We start from the raw sequence: 16,728 nt of genomic DNA, 5'->3' as shown, positions 1-16,728 counted from the left end.
TCGCTCCCACAGGGGGTCTTGCTGGGGTCAGGAAAACATCAAGCCGGCTTGGCCTCCGTCAATGCCTGCTGTGCCAGTTCCTTTTCCGCTTCCTTGATGTCGTCCTCGCTGATCATCTCCGCGATCACCCGCAACCGCTCCACTACGCGGGCGTTGACGCTGCCCTCGGGGAACTCGCCGTTTTCATCCGGCTCGCCGGCAGGCTCGCCCACCAGCAGGCTCAGGGCTTCGTCGGCCTGGCGCACCGCGTAGACGTGGAACTGCCCGGCGCGCACGGCGGCCAGCACTTTCTCGTCGAGCATCAGGGTCGCGACGTTGGCCTGGGGAATGATCGCCCCTTGCTCACCGGTCAGCCCGCGTGCTTCACAGAGGCGGAAGAAGCCTTCGATCTTCTCGTTGACCCCGCCCACCGCCTGAACTTCGCCGAACTGGTTGATCGAGCCGGTGATGGCGAAGCACTGCTTGAGCGGCGTCTTCGACAGGGCCGAGATCAGCGTACACGCCTCGCCCAGGGACGCGCTGTCGCCGTCCACGTAACCGTAGGACTGCTCCAGGGCGATGCTGGCCGAGATCGCCAGCGGGAATTCCTGGGCATAACGACTGCCCAGGTAACCGGTGAGGATCATCACGCCCTTGGAGTGGATTGGCTGGCCGAGGTTGACCTCCCGCTCGATGTCGACGATACCGCTGCCGCCCGGGTACACCGTGGCGGAAATCCGCGCTGGCACACCAAACGCAGAGTCGCCGACCTCGAGCACCGTCAGCCCGTTGCATTTGCCCACGGCCGCGCCAGCAGTGTCGATCAGGATGATCCCCGCGAGCATGTCGTCGAGAATTCGCGCCGAGACACGCCCGGTGCGGGTGGCCTTGGCCTTGAGGGCGCGTTCGATATGACCGGCGTCGGTCATCTCGTCACCGGCCAGTTGGCGAATGAAATCCGCCTCGCTGACCAGCTGGAACAGATCACCGATACGCGCCGACAAGCGCCCCTGGTGTTCGGCCAGACGCGCACTGTAGGTCGCCAGGCGCGCCACCGCGTCGGCGGTCAGCGGCGCCATGCCCTCTTCCGAAGTACGGGTCTTGAGCAACTGGGCGAACTGCTCCAGGCTCTCGTCGCCCATCGGGATGTCTTCGTCGAAATCCACCAGCACGCGAAACATTTCCTGGAAGTCCGGATCCAGGTCCTGCAAGGCGTAGTAGAGCTGGCGGGCGCCGATGATCACGACCTTGACCTGCAGCGGAATGTGCTGCGGCGTCAGGGTCACCGTGGCCAGCCGCCCCAGCTCACCCAACGGCGATTCCATTTTCAGCTTGCGCGATTGCAGGGCACGCTTGAGCGCATCCCACACGAACGGCTCACCGAGCATTTTTTCCGCCTCGAGAATCAGGAAACCGCCATTGGCCCGGTGCAAGGCACCCGGACGCAACTGCCGGTACGTGGTGTAGAGCGCGCCCTGGTCGGTGCTGTATTCGATGCGACCAAACAGGTTGTCGTAGGTCGGGTGCGGCTCGAACACCACCGGCGCGCCGCCACTGAACGGATGCCCGACCACCAGGCTCGGGGCGTACTGTTCCTCCAGCAGTTTGCGGGCGATGGCGTCGGTCTTGCTGTCGTCCACCAATTGCTCGACCACGGTCTTGAGCAGATAGACCTGCATGGCCTGCAGGTAGCCGCAGACCGCAGCGTTCTCTGCGTATTTCTCCGACAGCGGTGCCAGCAATGGTTGCAGAGCCAGGGTGATGGTTTCTTCGTTGAGGTGGCGCAACTGGTTGCTGGACTCGCGCTTCCATTGCGGCAGGCTGGCGAGCTCTTCGTTCAAGCGCTCTTCCAGGCCCGAGATGTCCTCGTGGAAACGCTCGCGCTCGGCTTCCGGCAACTGGGCGAATTCCGCTTCATCCAGAGCCTTGCCTTCGCTCATCGGCGTGAAGGCAATGTTGCTGCTGTCACGGTACAGCGCGACATCCTTCTCCAGCGCCAGGCGCTCGATCACGTCCAAGGCGCGGTCATAGCGCTGGTTGAAGGCGCGGTCGATCGCGCTTTTCTTCTGCTGGTAGGACGGGTGCTCGAACACCGCCGGGAAAGTCGCCAGCAGGTTGTCGATCAGGCCGTTGATGTCGGCGATGAAAGCACCGGCCGTGCCTGACGGCAGTTCCAGGGCACGGGGTTCGCGGGGCTCATCGAAATTGTTGACATAGACCCAGTCCGCCGGGGTCTGCAGGCGCTTGCCTTCGGCCTTGAGGTAGCGTTTGACGAACGAAAACCGGCCAGTGCCGGGCTCGCCCATGACGAATACGTTGTAACCGGGGCGCGGCATGGCAACGCCGAACTGCAAGGCTTCGACGGCACGTTCCTGGCCAAGCACTCCGCGGAAGGGCTCCAGATCATTGGTGGTAGAGAAGCTGAACTGTTCAGCGGAAAACGGACGGGTCAGCGCTTCGGGCGCTAGACGCAAGCTGGCAGCAACAGGATCAGGCATCGGGCTTCCTTACATCAGGCGGGGCAGATAGCGGCATTCTGGCGCTGCCTGTACCTGACTGGCAAGGAGCGCCTCAGACCAAAGCATAGTCAATGGGAAAACCCCAGGCGGGGCCCCGTAAACAGGCGATCCCCAGTAATGTTTTTGCAAAATGTCACGGAACCCTCGGATCGTGCCTAAACTCCAAATTGCGCGGCTGGAACAATAACCGGCCCACTGGCAGCTGTAGGGGCCAGACCCTGTCCATTGGTATGCACATAAAGAGAACATAGCTATGAAACGGATTCTTCTCGGTACTCTCTTCACCGCTGTATCCATCAACGCCATGGCTCAGGCGCCGGGCGGCCCGGATTGCGGCTGGGGCAACATGCTGTTCGAAGGTCAGCGTGGCACTCCGGCACACTTCCTGGCATCCACCACCAACGGCACTTCCGGTAACGCGACCTTCGGCATGACCTCCGGCACCAACGGGTGCTCGACCAATGCTGCACTGACCTACGGTGGCAAGTCCTGGCTGGCCATGAATGGCATGATGAACGAGCTGTCCGAAGACATGGCCAAGGGTCAGGGCGAAGCGCTGACCACCTATGCCGTGGTACTGGGCGTAGCGCCGGAAGACCGCGCACATTTCTCTGCCGTCACCCACGAGCACTTCCAGCAGATCTTCAGCAAGGCTGACGTAACCGCCGAAGACGTGCATACCAACACCCTGGCCGTGCTGAAAAGCGATCCTCGCCTGGCCAAGTACGCCACTCAAGCTTAAGCTCGACACCACTCGCTCCTCTCGGGGAGCGGGTTTTCTTTTTGGGGCCCCTTCGGTCTTTATTTTTCGCCTTTCCAAGTAGCCGACTATGCTCAAACGCCTTGCCTGGCTGGCGCTCTGTGTGTGCGCCCCGCTGTCCGCCGCGCCTCATGTCGCCCCTCAACGTTTGCAGCAACTGGCCAATGACCGCTTCTGGATTTCCCTGGGCCACTACGAAGCCGCCAAGCTCGGCGGTTGGCGCAGCTATATCAGCGACAAGAAATTCTTCCTCGCGCCCGATGGCAACGAACATCCCGAGCGTGAACTGAGCGCCACGCTAAAAGCCCTGTACAGCCCGGCCAGCGCCGGCCAGCAGCATGCCCAGTGCGTGTACCCGGCGCGCACGCGCTGGCTCAAGGCCCAGCTCAACCTGACGGATCTGCCGGCCGTCGACTGCGGCGACTTCAACCAATGGTTCAAGGACGTCTCGCCCCACAGCGCGGTGATGATCTTCCCCGCTGCGTACCTGAACAGTCCCTCCTCGATGTTCGGCCACACCCTGCTGCGCATCGACCAGGCCGATGTGCAAAGCGACAAGACCGCCCTGCTCAGCTATGCGATCAATTTCGGCGCCTACATCGAAGGCTCGGACAACAGCATCCTCTATGCCTGGAAGGGCCTGATGGGCGGCTATCCCGGCCTGTTCGCCCTGGTGCCGTACCAGGAAAAACTCTCCGAGTACCGTAGCCTGGAGAACCGCGACCTGTGGGAATACCGCCTGAACCTGAGCCAGGCGGAAACCGAGCGCATGGTTGAGCACGTCTGGGAACTCAAGCAGATTCAGTTCGACTATTTTTTCTTCGACGAAAACTGCTCCTATCGCCTGCTCGAATTGCTGCAAGTGGCTCGCCCCAGCCTGCGCCTGACTGAACAATTCCCGCTGACCGCGATTCCCACCGACACCGTCAAGGCAGTGAAAGAAGCTGGCCTGGTGGAAAGCATCCAGTATCGACCGTCCCGTGAACGGGAACTGCTCAGCCGCGCCGAACCGCTCAGCGATGATGAACAGCAATGGGTACTGAAAGTCAGCGCCGACCAGCAGCAACTGCAAGCCCCCGGCTTCAAGGCGTTGCCGCGCGAACGCCAGGCGCTGATCATCGATGCGGCCTATCGCCTGGAGCGCTATCGCGCCAACGGCCAGGAGCGTGATCCGCAGCGTTCCCAGCGCAGTTTCGAACTGTTGCGGGCGATCAACCAGAACCCTGCGCCGGAACTCGATATCCCACAACCGGGCCTGCCCGAGGACGGTCACCAATCGCGCACCTGGCAGGCCGGCCTCGGCACCCGGGGCGACCGGGCGTTCGGCGAGTATGGCTTGCGCATGGCCTATCACGATCTGAACGACAACGCCGAGAGCTTCCCCTTGGGCGCACAGATCGAAATCCTGCAATTGAAACTGCGCCAGTACGAAGGCAATGACTGGCAGGTGCAACAACTGGACCTGGCGACCATTCGCTCCCTGACCCCACGCAACGAGCTGCTGCAACCGCTGTCCTGGCAGGTCACCGGCGGCCTGGAGCGGGTGCCAGGCAAACACGACGATGAAACCCTGGTCAGCCACGTCAACGGCGGCGCCGGTGGCACCTGGGCGCTGGGCGAAGAGGTGCTGGGCTTTGCCCTGGGCACGGTACGGGTCGAGCACAACAACGATTTCGCCCAATTCATCGCCCCGGCCGCCGGTTTCAACAGCGGTGTGCTGTGGAAAAACCCGCTGGGCAACCTGAGCCTGGAAGCCAAGGGTGATTATTTCGTCAACGGCGAAGTGCGCCGCAGCCTGAGCTTGAATCAACAATGGGAATTGTCCCGCAACCTCGGCCTGCGCCTGAGTGCCCAGCGGGAATTCAGCCAATTGGCCTCGCCGGAGAACGAAGTGATGCTCGAGGTGAAGTGGTACCACTACTGACCATGGCCTAGGCAACGAACGGATTAATCACCACGCTTTCACGCCTTACTGACGAATCCACTCCTAGACTTATTGTATGAGCGGGATTCGGCAGGAAAGCAGAAATGAAGCGTGCGACAGTGGTCCTGAGTGTGTTGATGTTGCTCGGTGGCTGTGAAACCACCCACGAAGACCTGATCGCCCGGGGTTATCCACCAGCGTTCGCCGACGGCTACGACGACGGTTGCAGCAGCGGCCGGCAAGCCGCCGGGGTGATCACCGGCCAATTCAGAAAAGATGTGCCGCGTTACCTCAAGGATCCGCGTTATGCCGAGGGCTGGAGCGATGGCTTCCGCCAGTGCCAGGCCATGCGCGAGAACGAAGAGCGCAATGCCTATCGCGAGCGCCATTGGGACGAACGTGAACGGGCCTGGCAGCAACAGAAAGACCAGGACGCCGCCCGGGCTTATCGCTCGCAATAAGTCGCGTACAGACATCCGTCGAAACCAAAACCCTGCAACCATGGCCCAAACTCCAATGCAGAGGAGCAAATGCCATGAGCCGCGCCTTCGTCAACGAAGATAACGCCGCTGCCCAGGCCGACCAGCCGGTCGAGCGCCAGGTCAGCGCGCAACCCAACTACGTCACGCCCACAGGACTTGCCCAGCTACAGGCCCGGGTCGCCGAGTTGCAGGCGCTACACGCCCAGCAGGCGAGCCGTGGGGAGCTGGCGGACAAGCAGCGGATCGCCGACCTTGAGCGGGATCTGCGCTATTTCACGCAGCGCCTGCAAAGCGCCCAGGTCGTTGCGCCGACTTCATCCGATCAAGTGCGGATCGGCCACTGGGTGACCTTTGTCGATGAACAGGACCACGAGCAGCGAGTGCAATTGGTCGGGGAAGACCAGGCCGATGCGGCCAGTGGGCTGATCAACTGGGGCTCGCCGCTGGGACGGGCGTTGCTGGCGGCAAAGATTGGCGATGAGGTGACATGGGAACGACCATTGGGGAATCTCGCTATAGAGGTCGTTGCGATCGATCTCCAGTGATACTGCCAGTCTGTTTAAACATGCCTGAAGCCTCTAACAAGACCCGAGATTACCCGGTGCTCGGGTAGCCCCATCAATTAAGCCTCCCACAATGGATTTGCATCCATAAAAAAACGGAGCCTTCGAAGGCTCCGTTTTTCATGCAACCGACCGAATCAGGCCAATTTCTTGTGCCGTACGCGATGCGGCTGGGCAGCAGCTTCGCCGAGGCGTTTCTTGCGATCGGCTTCGTACTCGGTGTAGTTGCCTTCGAAGAACACCGCTTGCGAGTCGTCTTCGTACGCCAGGATGTGGGTCGCCACGCGATCGAGGAACCACCGATCGTGGGAGATCACAATGGCGGCGCCCGGGAAGTCCAGCAAGGCTTCTTCCAGGGAACGCAGGGTTTCGACGTCGAGGTCGTTGGACGGTTCGTCGAGCAGCAGGACGTTGCCGCCCTCCTTCAAGGTCAACGCCAGGTGCAAGCGACCGCGCTCACCACCGGACAAGTCCTTGACGAACTTCTGCTGGTCGCCGCCCTTGAAGTTGAAACGGCCCACATAAGTGCGCGACGGGATTTCATAGTTGCCGATGCGGATCTGGTCGGAACCGTCGGAGATCTGCTGGAACACGGTCTTGCTGCCGTCCAGGTCTTCGCGGCTCTGGTCGACGCAGGCCAGTTGCACGGTCTCACCGATTTCGATGCTGCCTGAATCCGGCGTTTCCTTGCCCATCAGCATGCGGAACAGCGTGGATTTACCCGCGCCGTTACCGCCGATCACACCCACGATGGCACCTTTTGGCATGGAGAACGACAGGTTGTCGATCAGCACGCGGTCGCCATAACCCTTGGAGACGTTCTTGAACTCGATGACCTTGTCACCCAGGCGCGGACCGGCCGGAATGTAGATCTCGTTGGTTTCGCTGCGCTTCTGGAATTCCTGGGATTGCATTTCCTCGAAGCGTTGCAGACGTGCCTTGGATTTGGACTGACGGGCCTTGGCGCCTTTGCGCACCCACTCCAGTTCTTCCTTCATGGCTTTTTCATGAGCCGACTGCTGCTTGGATTCCTGGGCCAGACGATCGGACTTGGCCTCCAGCCAGCCCGAATAGTTGCCCTCGTACGGAATGCCTGCGCCGCGGTCGAGTTCCAGGATCCAGCCGGCGACGTTGTCCAGGAAGTAACGGTCGTGCGTGATCGCAACCACGGTGCCTGGGAAGTCGTGCAGGAAGTGTTCGAGCCAGGCGACGGAATCGGCGTCCAGGTGGTTGGTAGGTTCGTCGAGCAGCAGCATGTCCGGGGCCGACAGCAGCAGGCGGCACAGAGCCACACGGCGCTTCTCACCACCGGACAGGTGTTCGACCTTCGCGTCCCAGGCCGGCAGGCGCAACGCATCGGCGGCGACTTCCAGCTGGCGATCCAGGTTGTGGCCGTCGCTGGCCTGCAGAATCGCTTCGAGCTTGGCCTGTTCGGCGGCCAGCTTGTCGAAGTCGGCATCCGGATCGGCGTAGGCGGCATAGACCTCGTCGAGGCGCGCCTGGGCGTCCTTGATCACGCTGACCGCTTCCTCGACCACTTCACGGACGGTCTTGCTCGGGTCCAGCTGCGGTTCCTGGGGCAGGTAGCCGATGTTCAGGTCCGGCATCGGGCGGGCTTCGCCGTCGAATTCGTTATCGACGCCGGCCATGATTTTCAGCAGCGTGGACTTACCCGAACCGTTGAGACCCAGTACGCCGATCTTGGCGCCGGGGAAGAAGGACAGTGAAATATTTTTCAGGATTTCCCGCTTCGGCGGAACTACTTTGCTCAGCCGATGCATGGTGAAGACGTATTGAGCCATGGTGAACCTAGCGTCAGTGACAGGTGAAAAGAACGAGCCAGGCCATGCGCGGCACCGGCACTTGACGGTCATCAATGCCTGCGGGCGGATAGAGCCTGGGAATCTGGAGCTGGAACGCTCTTGTTTGACCGGCAAAGCTACCTCAACCGTCGGTCAAGGTCCAGCCGCCAAGGGCTGGCACTTTGCCACAAGTCAAGGCATGCTAGCCGCCCTTCGGGCGTCCGGCTTATAGTGCACGTCGCGCCAGTCCAGCAAACCGCAGGATTACAGCTTGTCCAACGTCACTCCGCCCCTGTCCCCTCGCGCACCCGCTGTCGTGCCCGGCTCGCCCCTGCGCGGGACATTGAAGGGCGGACTGGCCACGCTGGTGCTGCTGTTACTCGGCTTGCTGTTCTGGCAACTGCTCGACCAACTGCGCGAAACCCAGCAGCAACAACGCCAATACACCATCGACTACACTGCCGATCTCGCCGCGCAGGTCAGCCTGAACATGGCCCTGAACGCGCAAATCGCCCTCAACCTGCTACCGATTGTCGAACAACCCCAAACAGGCGACGAACAGCGGGCCCTGGTGCGCAAACTCCAGCAGTCGCTCCCCGAACTGCGCAGCCTGGCCCTGCTGAGCCCCTCCGGCCGAGTGCTCAGTGACAGCGACGCCGACAGCCACGACGCCGATTACCTGGGTGAACTGGTGCGGCGCAGCCGGGCCCAGGCCCATTACTTCAGCAATGCCGAAGACGGCTCCGTGGTGCATCTATTGTTGCACCAGGCCAGCGGTAGCAGCCGTGGCTACTGGGCGCTGCGCCTGAACCCGAAGTTTTTCTCCACCCTGACCAAGCAGACCGATATGGGGCTGCGCCCGCTGTGGCTGGTGGAAAACCGTCTCAACCAGCAGATCATCAGCCGCGACGAAAGCCTGCCCTCGAGCAGCCCTACCCATTTGTCCCCGGATGACCTGGAGAACACCGTACTGACCGTGCCCTTGAGCAGCAGCGACTGGCAACTGCGGGGGCTGTTCGACAGGCGCCAGGTGATCGAACAACTGCTGCCGGCCTTCATCGGCAAATGCCTGCTGGGCCTGGCGTTTTCCTTGTTGCCGGTGATTGCGCTCTTGAACATGCGCCGGCGTCAGCGGCAGTTGCATGAAGGTCGGCGGCGCTACCAGGATATTTTCGAAGGCACCGGCGTGGCCCTGTGCGTGCTGGATCTGTCGGGGCTCAAGGCCTTTTTTGAGCGGACCGGCCTGCACACGGGCGATCAATTGCGCGCCTGGACGAAAACTTCCCATCAACTCGAGCAATTGCGCCAGGAAGTCCACGTCACCGAAGTCAACCAGATGGCGTTGAAACTGCTCAACGTCGATTCCTGCGACCAGGCCTGGCAACTGCTGGTCGGAAAGGGCGCGCAGGACAACAACCCCGTTGGCTCGAAGCTGCTCGAAGCGCTGCTCGATCGACACAAGCAACTGGAACTGGAAATCAAGCTCCAGGACGCCCATGGCCGCGACCAGCACCTGTGGCTGGTGCTGCGCCTGCCGGAAAAACAGCAAGACCATAACGCGGTCATCCTGAGCATCAGCGACATCACCAGCCGCAAGCTGATCGAGCTCTCGTTGCTCGAACGCGAGGGTTTCTGGTCCGACGTGGTGCGCACCGTGCCGGATCATCTCTATGTGCAGGACGTCATCAGCCAGCGGATGATCTTCAGCAACCACCACCTGGGCCAGACCCTGGGCTACGACCGCACCGAGCTGCACCAGATGGGCGAGTACTTCTGGGAAATCCTGCTGCACAGCGACGATGCCGATCACTACCACGGCCTGCGCCAGGCACAACGGCGGGGCGGGTACACGCAATTGTTGCAATGCCAACTGCGCTTTCGCCATCGCAATGGCAAATGGCGCTGCTTCGACATCCGCGAGCAGGCACTGGCCCGGGACCGGGACAATCAGGTGACACGAATCATCGGTGTGGCCAAGGACGTCACCGAGCAGATCGAGGCCAGCGAATCGCTGCGTGACAGCGAGCAACGCTACCGGATGCTCGCCGAAAGCATCAGCGACGTGATTTTCTCCACCGACAACAAGCTTTCGCTCAACTACGTCAGCCCGTCGGTGCAAGCGGTACTGGGCTACACCGCCGACTGGATCTTCCAGAACGGCTGGCAATCGATCATCGCCAATCCGCAACAACTGACCGGCATCTACAGCCTGATGGACCGGGTCAGCAAGGCCCTCGACAAGCCCGAACAACTGGCCGAGCTGCGCAACCAGATGCAGACCCAGTTGTTCCTGTTCGACTGCCTGCGTGCCGACGGGCGCAAGATTCCCATCGAGCTGCGGCTGGTACTGGTGTGGGATGAACACGGCGCGTTCGAAGGCGTGCTCGGCGTTGGTCGCGACATCAGCCAGCAGCGTCGCGCTGAAAAAGACCTGCGCATGGCCGCCACGGTCTTCGAGCACTCGACCTCGGCGATCCTGATCACCGACCCGGCCGGCTACATTGTCCAGGCCAACGAAGCCTTCAGTCGCGTCAGCGGTTATGCCGTGTCGCAAGTGCTGGACCAGTTGCCCAACATGCTGACCGTGGACGAACAGCAGGAAGCCCACTTGCGCTACGTGCTCAAGCAGTTGCAACAGCACAGCACCTGGGAAGGCGAAGTCTGGCTCAAGCGCCGCAATGGCGAACATTACCCGGCTTGGGTCGGCATCACGGCCGTGCTGGATGACGAGGGCGACCTGGCCAGCTATGTATGCTTCTTCAGCGACATCAGCGAGCGCAAGGCCAGCGAGCAGCGCATTCATCGCCTGGCCTATTACGACGCCCTGACTCACCTGCCCAACCGCACGCTGTTCCAGGATCGCCTGCACACCGCGCTGCAATCGGCCGACCGGCAGAAGACCTGGGTCGTGCTGATGTTCCTCGACCTGGACCGCTTCAAGCCGATCAACGACTCCCTGGGGCATGCCGCCGGCGACCGGATGCTCAAGGAAATGGCCACGCGCCTGCTCGGCTGCGTTGCCGACGACGACACCGTGGCGCGCATGGGCGGCGACGAATTCACCCTGCTGCTGCAACCGCGCGCCAGCCGCGAAATGGCGCTGAACCGGGCCATCAACGTAGCCGAGCAGATCCTCGCCAGCCTGGTCCGGCCATTCGTGCTCGAAGGCCGGGAGTTCTTCGTCACCGCCAGTATCGGTATCGCCCTGAGCCCCCAGGACGGCAACGAACTGAGCCAATTGATGAAGAACGCCGACACGGCCATGTATCACGCCAAGGAGCGTGGCAAGAACAACTTCCAGTTCTATCAGGCCGACATGAACGCCAGCGCCCTGGAGCGCCTGGAGCTGGAAAGCGACCTGCGCCACGCCCTGGAACAGAACGAGTTCGTGCTGTATTACCAGCCGCAGTTCAGCGGCGATGGCAAACGTTTGACTGGCGCCGAAGCACTGCTGCGCTGGCGCCATCCGCGACGCGGGTTGGTGCCGCCGGGGGACTTCATCCCGGTACTCGAAGAGCTCGGCTTGGTGGTGGACGTCGGCGACTGGGTCATCGCCGAAGCCTGTCGGCAGCTCAGGACGTGGCACCAGGCCAAGGTCCGGGTGCCGAAGGTCTCGGTCAACATTTCCGCCCGGCAGTTCTCCGACGGCCAGTTGGGCACGCGCATCGCCAATATCCTGCGCAGCACCGGCCTGCCGCCGGCCTGCCTGGAGCTGGAACTGACGGAAAGTATCCTGATGCGCGAAGTCAGCGAGGCGATGCAGATCCTGGCCGGGCTGAAAAACCTGGGCCTGAGCATCGCCGTCGATGACTTCGGCACCGGTTATTCGTCGCTCAACTACCTCAAGCAATTCCCCATCGATGTGCTGAAGATCGACCGCACCTTCGTCGACGGCCTGCCGTCCGGCGAGCAGGATGCGCAGATCGCCCGGGCGATCATCGCCATGGCCCACAGCCTCAACCTGGCGGTGATCGCCGAGGGCGTCGAGACCCACGAGCAACTGGACTTCTTGCGCGAGCACGGCTGCGACGAAGTCCAGGGCTACCTGTTCGGCCGGCCGATGCCAGCCACCCGGTTTGAAGCGCAGTTCAGCAATGATGCGTTGTTCATGCTCGACTGAGGCCTTGTACTATCTGGGCCGGCCTCTCGCGGGCAAGCCTTGCTCCCACAGGGGAACGAGGGCTTCTGTGGGAGCAAGGCTTGCCCGCGATGAGCCAGTACAGGCAACACCCCTCTTGCGTGAAACCCATTCGTCCGCGACATGACGCCCTTTCATATGCCTTCCAAAACCGGTTGAGGTAGAATGCCCCCCTTTTCTGCCCCCGATCCTTGAGGACCGCCATGTTCAGCCGTGATTTGACTATTGCCAAGTACGACGCCGATCTCTTTGCCGCCATGGAGCAAGAAGCTCAGCGCCAGGAAGAGCACATTGAGCTGATCGCTTCGGAAAACTACACCAGCCCCGCGGTGATGGAAGCTCAAGGCTCGGTACTGACCAACAAGTACGCCGAAGGCTACCCGGGCAAGCGTTACTACGGTGGTTGCGAGTACGTCGACGTGGTCGAGCAACTGGCCATTGATCGCGCCAAGCAACTGTTCGGTGCCGACTATGCCAACGTCCAGCCGCACGCTGGCTCCCAAGCCAACTCCGCCGTGTACCTGGCGCTGCTGTCGGCCGGCGACACCATCCTGGGCATGAGCCTGGCCCACGGCGGTCACCTGACCCACGGCGCCAGCGTTTCCTCCTCCGGCAAGCTGTACAACGCCATCCAGTACGGCATCGACGGCAACGGCCTGATCGACTACGACGAAGTCGAGCGCCTGGCCCTCGAGCACAAGCCGAAAATGATCGTGGCCGGTTTCTCCGCCTACTCCCAGGTCCTCGACTTCCCGCGTTTCCGCGAGATCGCCGACAAGGTCGGTGCCTACCTGTTCGTCGACATGGCCCACGTTGCCGGCCTGGTCGCCGCTGGCGTCTACCCGAACCCGGTGCCATTCGCCGACGTGGTCACCACCACCACCCACAAGACCCTGCGTGGTCCACGTGGCGGCCTGATCCTGGCGCGCGCCAATGCCGACATCGAGAAGAAGCTGAACTCCGCCGTCTTCCCGGGCGCCCAGGGTGGCCCGCTGGAGCACGTGATCGCAGCCAAGGCGATCTGCTTCAAGGAAGCCCTGCAACCTGAGTTCAAGACTTACCAGCAACAAGTAGTGAAGAATGCCAAGGCCATGGCCGGCGTGTTCATCGAGCGCGGCTTCGACGTGGTGTCCGGCGGTACTGAAAACCACCTGTTCCTGCTGTCGCTGATCAAGCAAGAGATCTCCGGCAAAGACGCCGACGCGGCGCTGGGCAAGGCGTTCATCACCGTCAACAAGAACTCGGTGCCAAACGACCCACGCTCTCCGTTCGTCACCTCGGGCCTGCGTTTCGGCACCCCTGCCGTGACCACTCGTGGTTTCAAGGAAGCCGAGTGCAAGGAACTGGCTGGCTGGATCTGCGACATCCTGGCGGACCTGAACAACGAAGCGGTCATCGACGCCGTACGTGAGAAGGTCAAGGCTATCTGCAAGAAGCTGCCAGTCTACGGCGCTTAATCAGCCCGCTAGAACGAGTTGAATAAGGCCCGCATCGAAAGATGCGGGCCTTTTTTTATTGCCCTGGAAAACAGGGCCAAACAACTAACACCATCCAACACTTAATTTTCTGCAATACAGAAAACCTTACACGCAATTAATAAACCCATACGATCTCTCCTGCCCCCTGAACTTAATCACTCAAAACAGGACGCTTATTCACATGGACAGTGAACAATCCTTTAATGCAACACTCAGCATGTTCAACACCCGCGTAAATCTACTGGAAAGGCTGCATGGCAAACCCGCGATGGCGACCATCAGTGCATTCAGCGGTGGATTCTTCACCGGTAGACCCCAAACCCAGGATCACTCAAGCCTGCTCGGCATGCGCGTCGAAGACCAGGCTGTGCGCGGCGAGCCCTTGCGGCTGCACTTGCGGTATACCGCTGGCGGCTACCTCCTGACCCTGAAAAACACCGGTGAACACTACAACAAACTGATCAGTAAAAGCTGGCTCGAAGTGTTTGGGGCAAGTGATCCAAACACTCGCAACCCGACTCTTTTCAGCCTGGTCGATCATCAGCAAAACATCATCACACGCAAGCACATCAAATCCCGCCATGTCCCCATCTCGCTCATGACAGGCAATAAGAAACATGTCGGGGGATTAAGGGTACGCGGCTCGCCTTATCTTTATCTTGCCGAGACAGACGAACAATCAAAAGCGACGTTCATTCTGAGCGTGCTCTGAAGGTCGCCCCTGTTGGCATGTAAAGTCAGTCGAAGGGACGAAGCACGACCCTTGTGGCGGGGCGGTTATTGACCACCCGTCATTTTTTCTTTTGAGAAAACGCTCAAGCACAGGGCTTTCACCTCAACTGGTAAGACCGGTCATGCCAAACCAGCACAATCGAGCTTGCATCCCCGCAAAAACAGCGCTTAGACTGCGCCTGCACTGGACAAACCGGTAAGACCACAATAATGAAGTCCCAACGCCAGCCCTCCCCTGGCGAACAAGGACACCGAACCAGGAATCCCTCCCATGCTCAAATGGTGCTCGCGGTCGATCTTCCTTCAAGTTGTCCTCGGACTGGTGCTCGGCATCGTCTGCGGGCTTACCCTTCCCGAATACTCTGCACAGCTCAAACCCCTCGGCGATGGTTTCATCAAGCTGATCAAGATGCTCATCGGCCTGATCGTGTTCTGCGTGGTGGTCAGCGGCATCTCCGGCGCCGGTGATCTCAAGAAGGTCGGGCGCATTGGCCTCAAGTCGGTCATCTACTTCGAAATACTCACCTCCATCGCCCTGGTCATCGGCCTGGTCCTTGCTTTCAGCACAGGCATTGGCAGCGGCGCGAACATCCACCTGGAGCAGCTCTCCAGCGCGGATGTGAACGATATCGCCCAGCGCGGCCAGCACATGGTCACCACCACCCAGTTCCTGATGAACCTGATCCCGACCTCGGTGATTGGCGCGTTCGCGGAAAACAACATCCTGCAGGTGCTGCTGTTTGCCGTGCTGTTTGGCAGCGCGTTGAACCTTGTTGGTGACGCCGCTTCCGGCATTTCACGCCTGATCAACGAACTCAGCCACGTGATCTTCCGCATCATGGGCATGATCGTACGGCTGGCCCCGATCGGCGTCTTCGGGGCCATTGCCTTCACCACCAGCAAATATGGTCTGGATTCGCTACAACACCTGGGCAGCCTCGTTGGCCTGTTCTACCTGACCTGCATCGCCTTTGTCGCGGTGATCCTGGGTGCGGTAATGCGCGTGTCGGGCCTGCCGATGCTGCCATTCCTCAAATACCTGCGCGAAGAGCTGCTGATCGTGCTCGGCACCGCGTCGTCCGATGCCGTGCTGCCACAGATCATGCGCAAGCTCGAACACCTGGGGATCGGCAGCTCCACCGTGGGCCTGGTCATTCCAACCGGCTACTCGTTCAACCTGGATGGTTTCTCGATCTACCTGACCCTGGCCATTGTCTTCATCGCCAACGCGACCGGCACGCCCCTGGCCATGAGCGATCTGTTGACCATCCTGCTGGTCTCGCTGATCACCTCCAAGGGCGCCCATGGGATTCCCGGCTCGGCGCTGGTGATCCTGGCAGCGACGCTGACCGCGATCCCGGCGATCCCGGTGGTCGGCCTGGTGCTGGTGTTGGCCGTGGACTGGTTCATGGGCATCGGTCGCGCCCTGACCAACCTGATTGGCAACTGCGTGGCCACCGTGGCGATTGCCCGCTGGGAAAAAGACATCGACATCCCTCGGGCGCGCAAGGTGCTGTCCGGCCAACAAGGCTATGCCTTCCAACCCAGGAAACCGGTGGGCAGTGCCCATCACCAGCAATTCTGAAAGACGGCGATGCCGGCCCGCGAACCGGCATCGCCTGATCGATTTCCAAGGAGTCACATGTGATCAGTTCATCGACCGTCGTCAATTCCGTGGTGGAGAAACTCCGCGCCGCCCTCGCCCGAGGCCAATGGCGCTCGGGCGACATGCTGCCCGGCCAGCGCGAGCTGGCCGAGCAACTGGGCATCAGCCGGCCAAGCCTGCGTGAAGCGGTGATTGTGCTGGAAACCCTGGGCCTGGTGCGCTCGATGCCCGGCAAAGGCGTCGTGGTGCTGGAGGCCAATCTCAACGATGCTGCCGGTGAAGGCAGCGCCATGGCCGGCGCGAGCCTGGAAGACCTGCTGCAGCTGCGCTACACCCTGGAGCCGTTCATCGTCGGCCTTGTGGCCCAGTCCATCAGCAGCAAGGAGGTCGGCCAGTTGCGCCTGACCCTCATGGACATGCGCGAAGCCCTGGAAGCCAACGACAGCGACGCCTGCGCCAACGCCTACATCGCCTTCCATGAAGAATTGTTTGCCCTGACATCCAACCCGATCTTCCAGAACGTGGTCCAGCAGACCAGTAACGCCCTCAAGCAGAGCGCCGATATGTTGCGCAATTCGCCCGAGCACCTGGCTGAACGCCTGGAAGAAAACGAAGCCGTGGTCCGTGCCATCCGGGGCAAGAACAGCGCCCAGGCCAGCGCCGAAATGCGCCGGCACATTCTCCGGGAAGGCCAGCGCATGGGCATCGAATTGAACATTCCGGACGACAACCTCGGCACCTGAGC

At 61.3% G+C, this 16,728-nt stretch carries 11 protein-coding genes; 9 read left to right on the top strand and 2 right to left on the bottom strand.

Annotated features, from left to right (window positions below; genetic code table 11):
* Window positions 1–38: 38 nt before the first annotated feature.
* Window positions 39–2,477, bottom strand: a complete 2,439-nt coding sequence (locus AB4O22_RS00345; RefSeq protein WP_223470922.1) for a Lon protease family protein — start codon at window positions 2,475–2,477, stop codon at window positions 39–41.
* A gap of 274 nt (window positions 2,478–2,751) precedes the next feature.
* On the opposite strand from AB4O22_RS00345, the gene AB4O22_RS00340 reads away from it, so the two are divergent.
* The 4 genes from AB4O22_RS00340 to AB4O22_RS00325 all read left to right on the top strand — a co-directional run bounded on the left by AB4O22_RS00340 (window position 2,752) and on the right by AB4O22_RS00325 (window position 6,209).
* Window positions 2,752–3,240: a DUF3015 domain-containing protein gene (locus AB4O22_RS00340; protein ID WP_003185616.1), complete on the top strand. Its 489-nt coding sequence runs from the start codon at window positions 2,752–2,754 to the stop codon at window positions 3,238–3,240.
* Window positions 3,241–3,328: 88 nt separating this feature from the next.
* Window positions 3,329–5,182, top strand: coding sequence for an Lnb N-terminal periplasmic domain-containing protein (locus AB4O22_RS00335; protein ID WP_223470923.1), 1,854 nt, complete (start codon window positions 3,329–3,331; stop codon window positions 5,180–5,182).
* A gap of 104 nt (window positions 5,183–5,286) precedes the next feature.
* A complete protein-coding gene (locus AB4O22_RS00330) occupies window positions 5,287–5,643 on the top strand; it encodes a hypothetical protein (protein WP_028237098.1) in 357 nt (118 codons plus the stop codon).
* Window positions 5,644–5,717: 74 nt separating this feature from the next.
* Window positions 5,718–6,209, top strand: coding sequence for a GreA/GreB family elongation factor (locus tag AB4O22_RS00325; RefSeq protein WP_069971374.1), 492 nt, complete (start codon window positions 5,718–5,720; stop codon window positions 6,207–6,209).
* A gap of 155 nt (window positions 6,210–6,364) precedes the next feature.
* Here AB4O22_RS00325 and ettA read toward each other — a convergent pair whose 3' ends face one another.
* Entirely contained in the window at window positions 6,365–8,029 is a 1,665-nt protein-coding gene (gene ettA / locus AB4O22_RS00320) for an energy-dependent translational throttle protein EttA (RefSeq protein WP_013694244.1), read from the bottom strand.
* A gap of 271 nt (window positions 8,030–8,300) precedes the next feature.
* Here ettA and AB4O22_RS00315 point away from each other — a divergent pair, with 271 nt between their 5' ends.
* The 5 genes from AB4O22_RS00315 to AB4O22_RS00295 all read left to right on the top strand — a co-directional run bounded on the left by AB4O22_RS00315 (window position 8,301) and on the right by AB4O22_RS00295 (window position 16,726).
* Window positions 8,301–12,149 (top strand): sensor domain-containing protein, encoded by a 3,849-nt coding sequence (locus tag AB4O22_RS00315; RefSeq protein WP_460095754.1) that lies wholly within the window; start codon window positions 8,301–8,303, stop codon window positions 12,147–12,149.
* 221 nt (window positions 12,150–12,370) lie between these two features.
* On the top strand, window positions 12,371–13,624 hold the full coding sequence (glyA, locus tag AB4O22_RS00310) for a serine hydroxymethyltransferase (protein WP_003205763.1): 1,254 nt from the start codon (window positions 12,371–12,373) through the stop codon (window positions 13,622–13,624).
* Window positions 13,625–13,826: 202 nt separating this feature from the next.
* The gene (locus AB4O22_RS00305) at window positions 13,827–14,357 is read left to right on the top strand and encodes a hypothetical protein (protein WP_027912166.1); all 531 of its coding nucleotides are present in this window, start codon (window positions 13,827–13,829) and stop codon (window positions 14,355–14,357) included.
* A gap of 291 nt (window positions 14,358–14,648) precedes the next feature.
* Window positions 14,649–15,962 (top strand): C4-dicarboxylate transporter DctA, encoded by a 1,314-nt coding sequence (locus AB4O22_RS00300; RefSeq protein ID WP_039014175.1) that lies wholly within the window; start codon window positions 14,649–14,651, stop codon window positions 15,960–15,962.
* Between the two features lie 59 nt (window positions 15,963–16,021).
* Complete coding sequence (locus AB4O22_RS00295; RefSeq protein ID WP_039014177.1) at window positions 16,022–16,726, top strand: FadR/GntR family transcriptional regulator; 705 nt, start codon at window positions 16,022–16,024, stop codon at window positions 16,724–16,726.
* Window positions 16,727–16,728: the final 2 nt, after the last annotated feature.

It is taken from the genome of Pseudomonas sp. S3_B11, assembly GCF_054667715.1.
The sequence above is the reverse complement of the archived record's forward strand: the minus strand, read 5'-3'. Positions and strand labels throughout refer to the sequence as shown.

What these genes read in the sequence shown, in the direction of transcription:
- AB4O22_RS00345 (WP_223470922.1), bottom strand. Translation starts at nt 2,477, where the DNA reads ATGCCTGATCCTGTTGCTGCCAGCTTGCGTCTAGCGCCCGAAGCGCTG.
- AB4O22_RS00340 (WP_003185616.1), top strand. Translation starts at nt 2,752, where the DNA reads ATGAAACGGATTCTTCTCGGTACTCTCTTCACCGCTGTATCCATCAAC.
- AB4O22_RS00335 (WP_223470923.1), top strand. Translation starts at nt 3,329, where the DNA reads ATGCTCAAACGCCTTGCCTGGCTGGCGCTCTGTGTGTGCGCCCCGCTG.
- AB4O22_RS00330 (WP_028237098.1), top strand. Translation starts at nt 5,287, where the DNA reads ATGAAGCGTGCGACAGTGGTCCTGAGTGTGTTGATGTTGCTCGGTGGC.
- AB4O22_RS00325 (WP_069971374.1), top strand. Translation starts at nt 5,718, where the DNA reads ATGAGCCGCGCCTTCGTCAACGAAGATAACGCCGCTGCCCAGGCCGAC.
- ettA (WP_013694244.1), bottom strand. Translation starts at nt 8,029, where the DNA reads ATGGCTCAATACGTCTTCACCATGCATCGGCTGAGCAAAGTAGTTCCG.
- glyA (WP_003205763.1), top strand. Translation starts at nt 12,371, where the DNA reads ATGTTCAGCCGTGATTTGACTATTGCCAAGTACGACGCCGATCTCTTT.
- AB4O22_RS00305 (WP_027912166.1), top strand. Translation starts at nt 13,827, where the DNA reads ATGGACAGTGAACAATCCTTTAATGCAACACTCAGCATGTTCAACACC.
- AB4O22_RS00300 (WP_039014175.1), top strand. Translation starts at nt 14,649, where the DNA reads ATGCTCAAATGGTGCTCGCGGTCGATCTTCCTTCAAGTTGTCCTCGGA.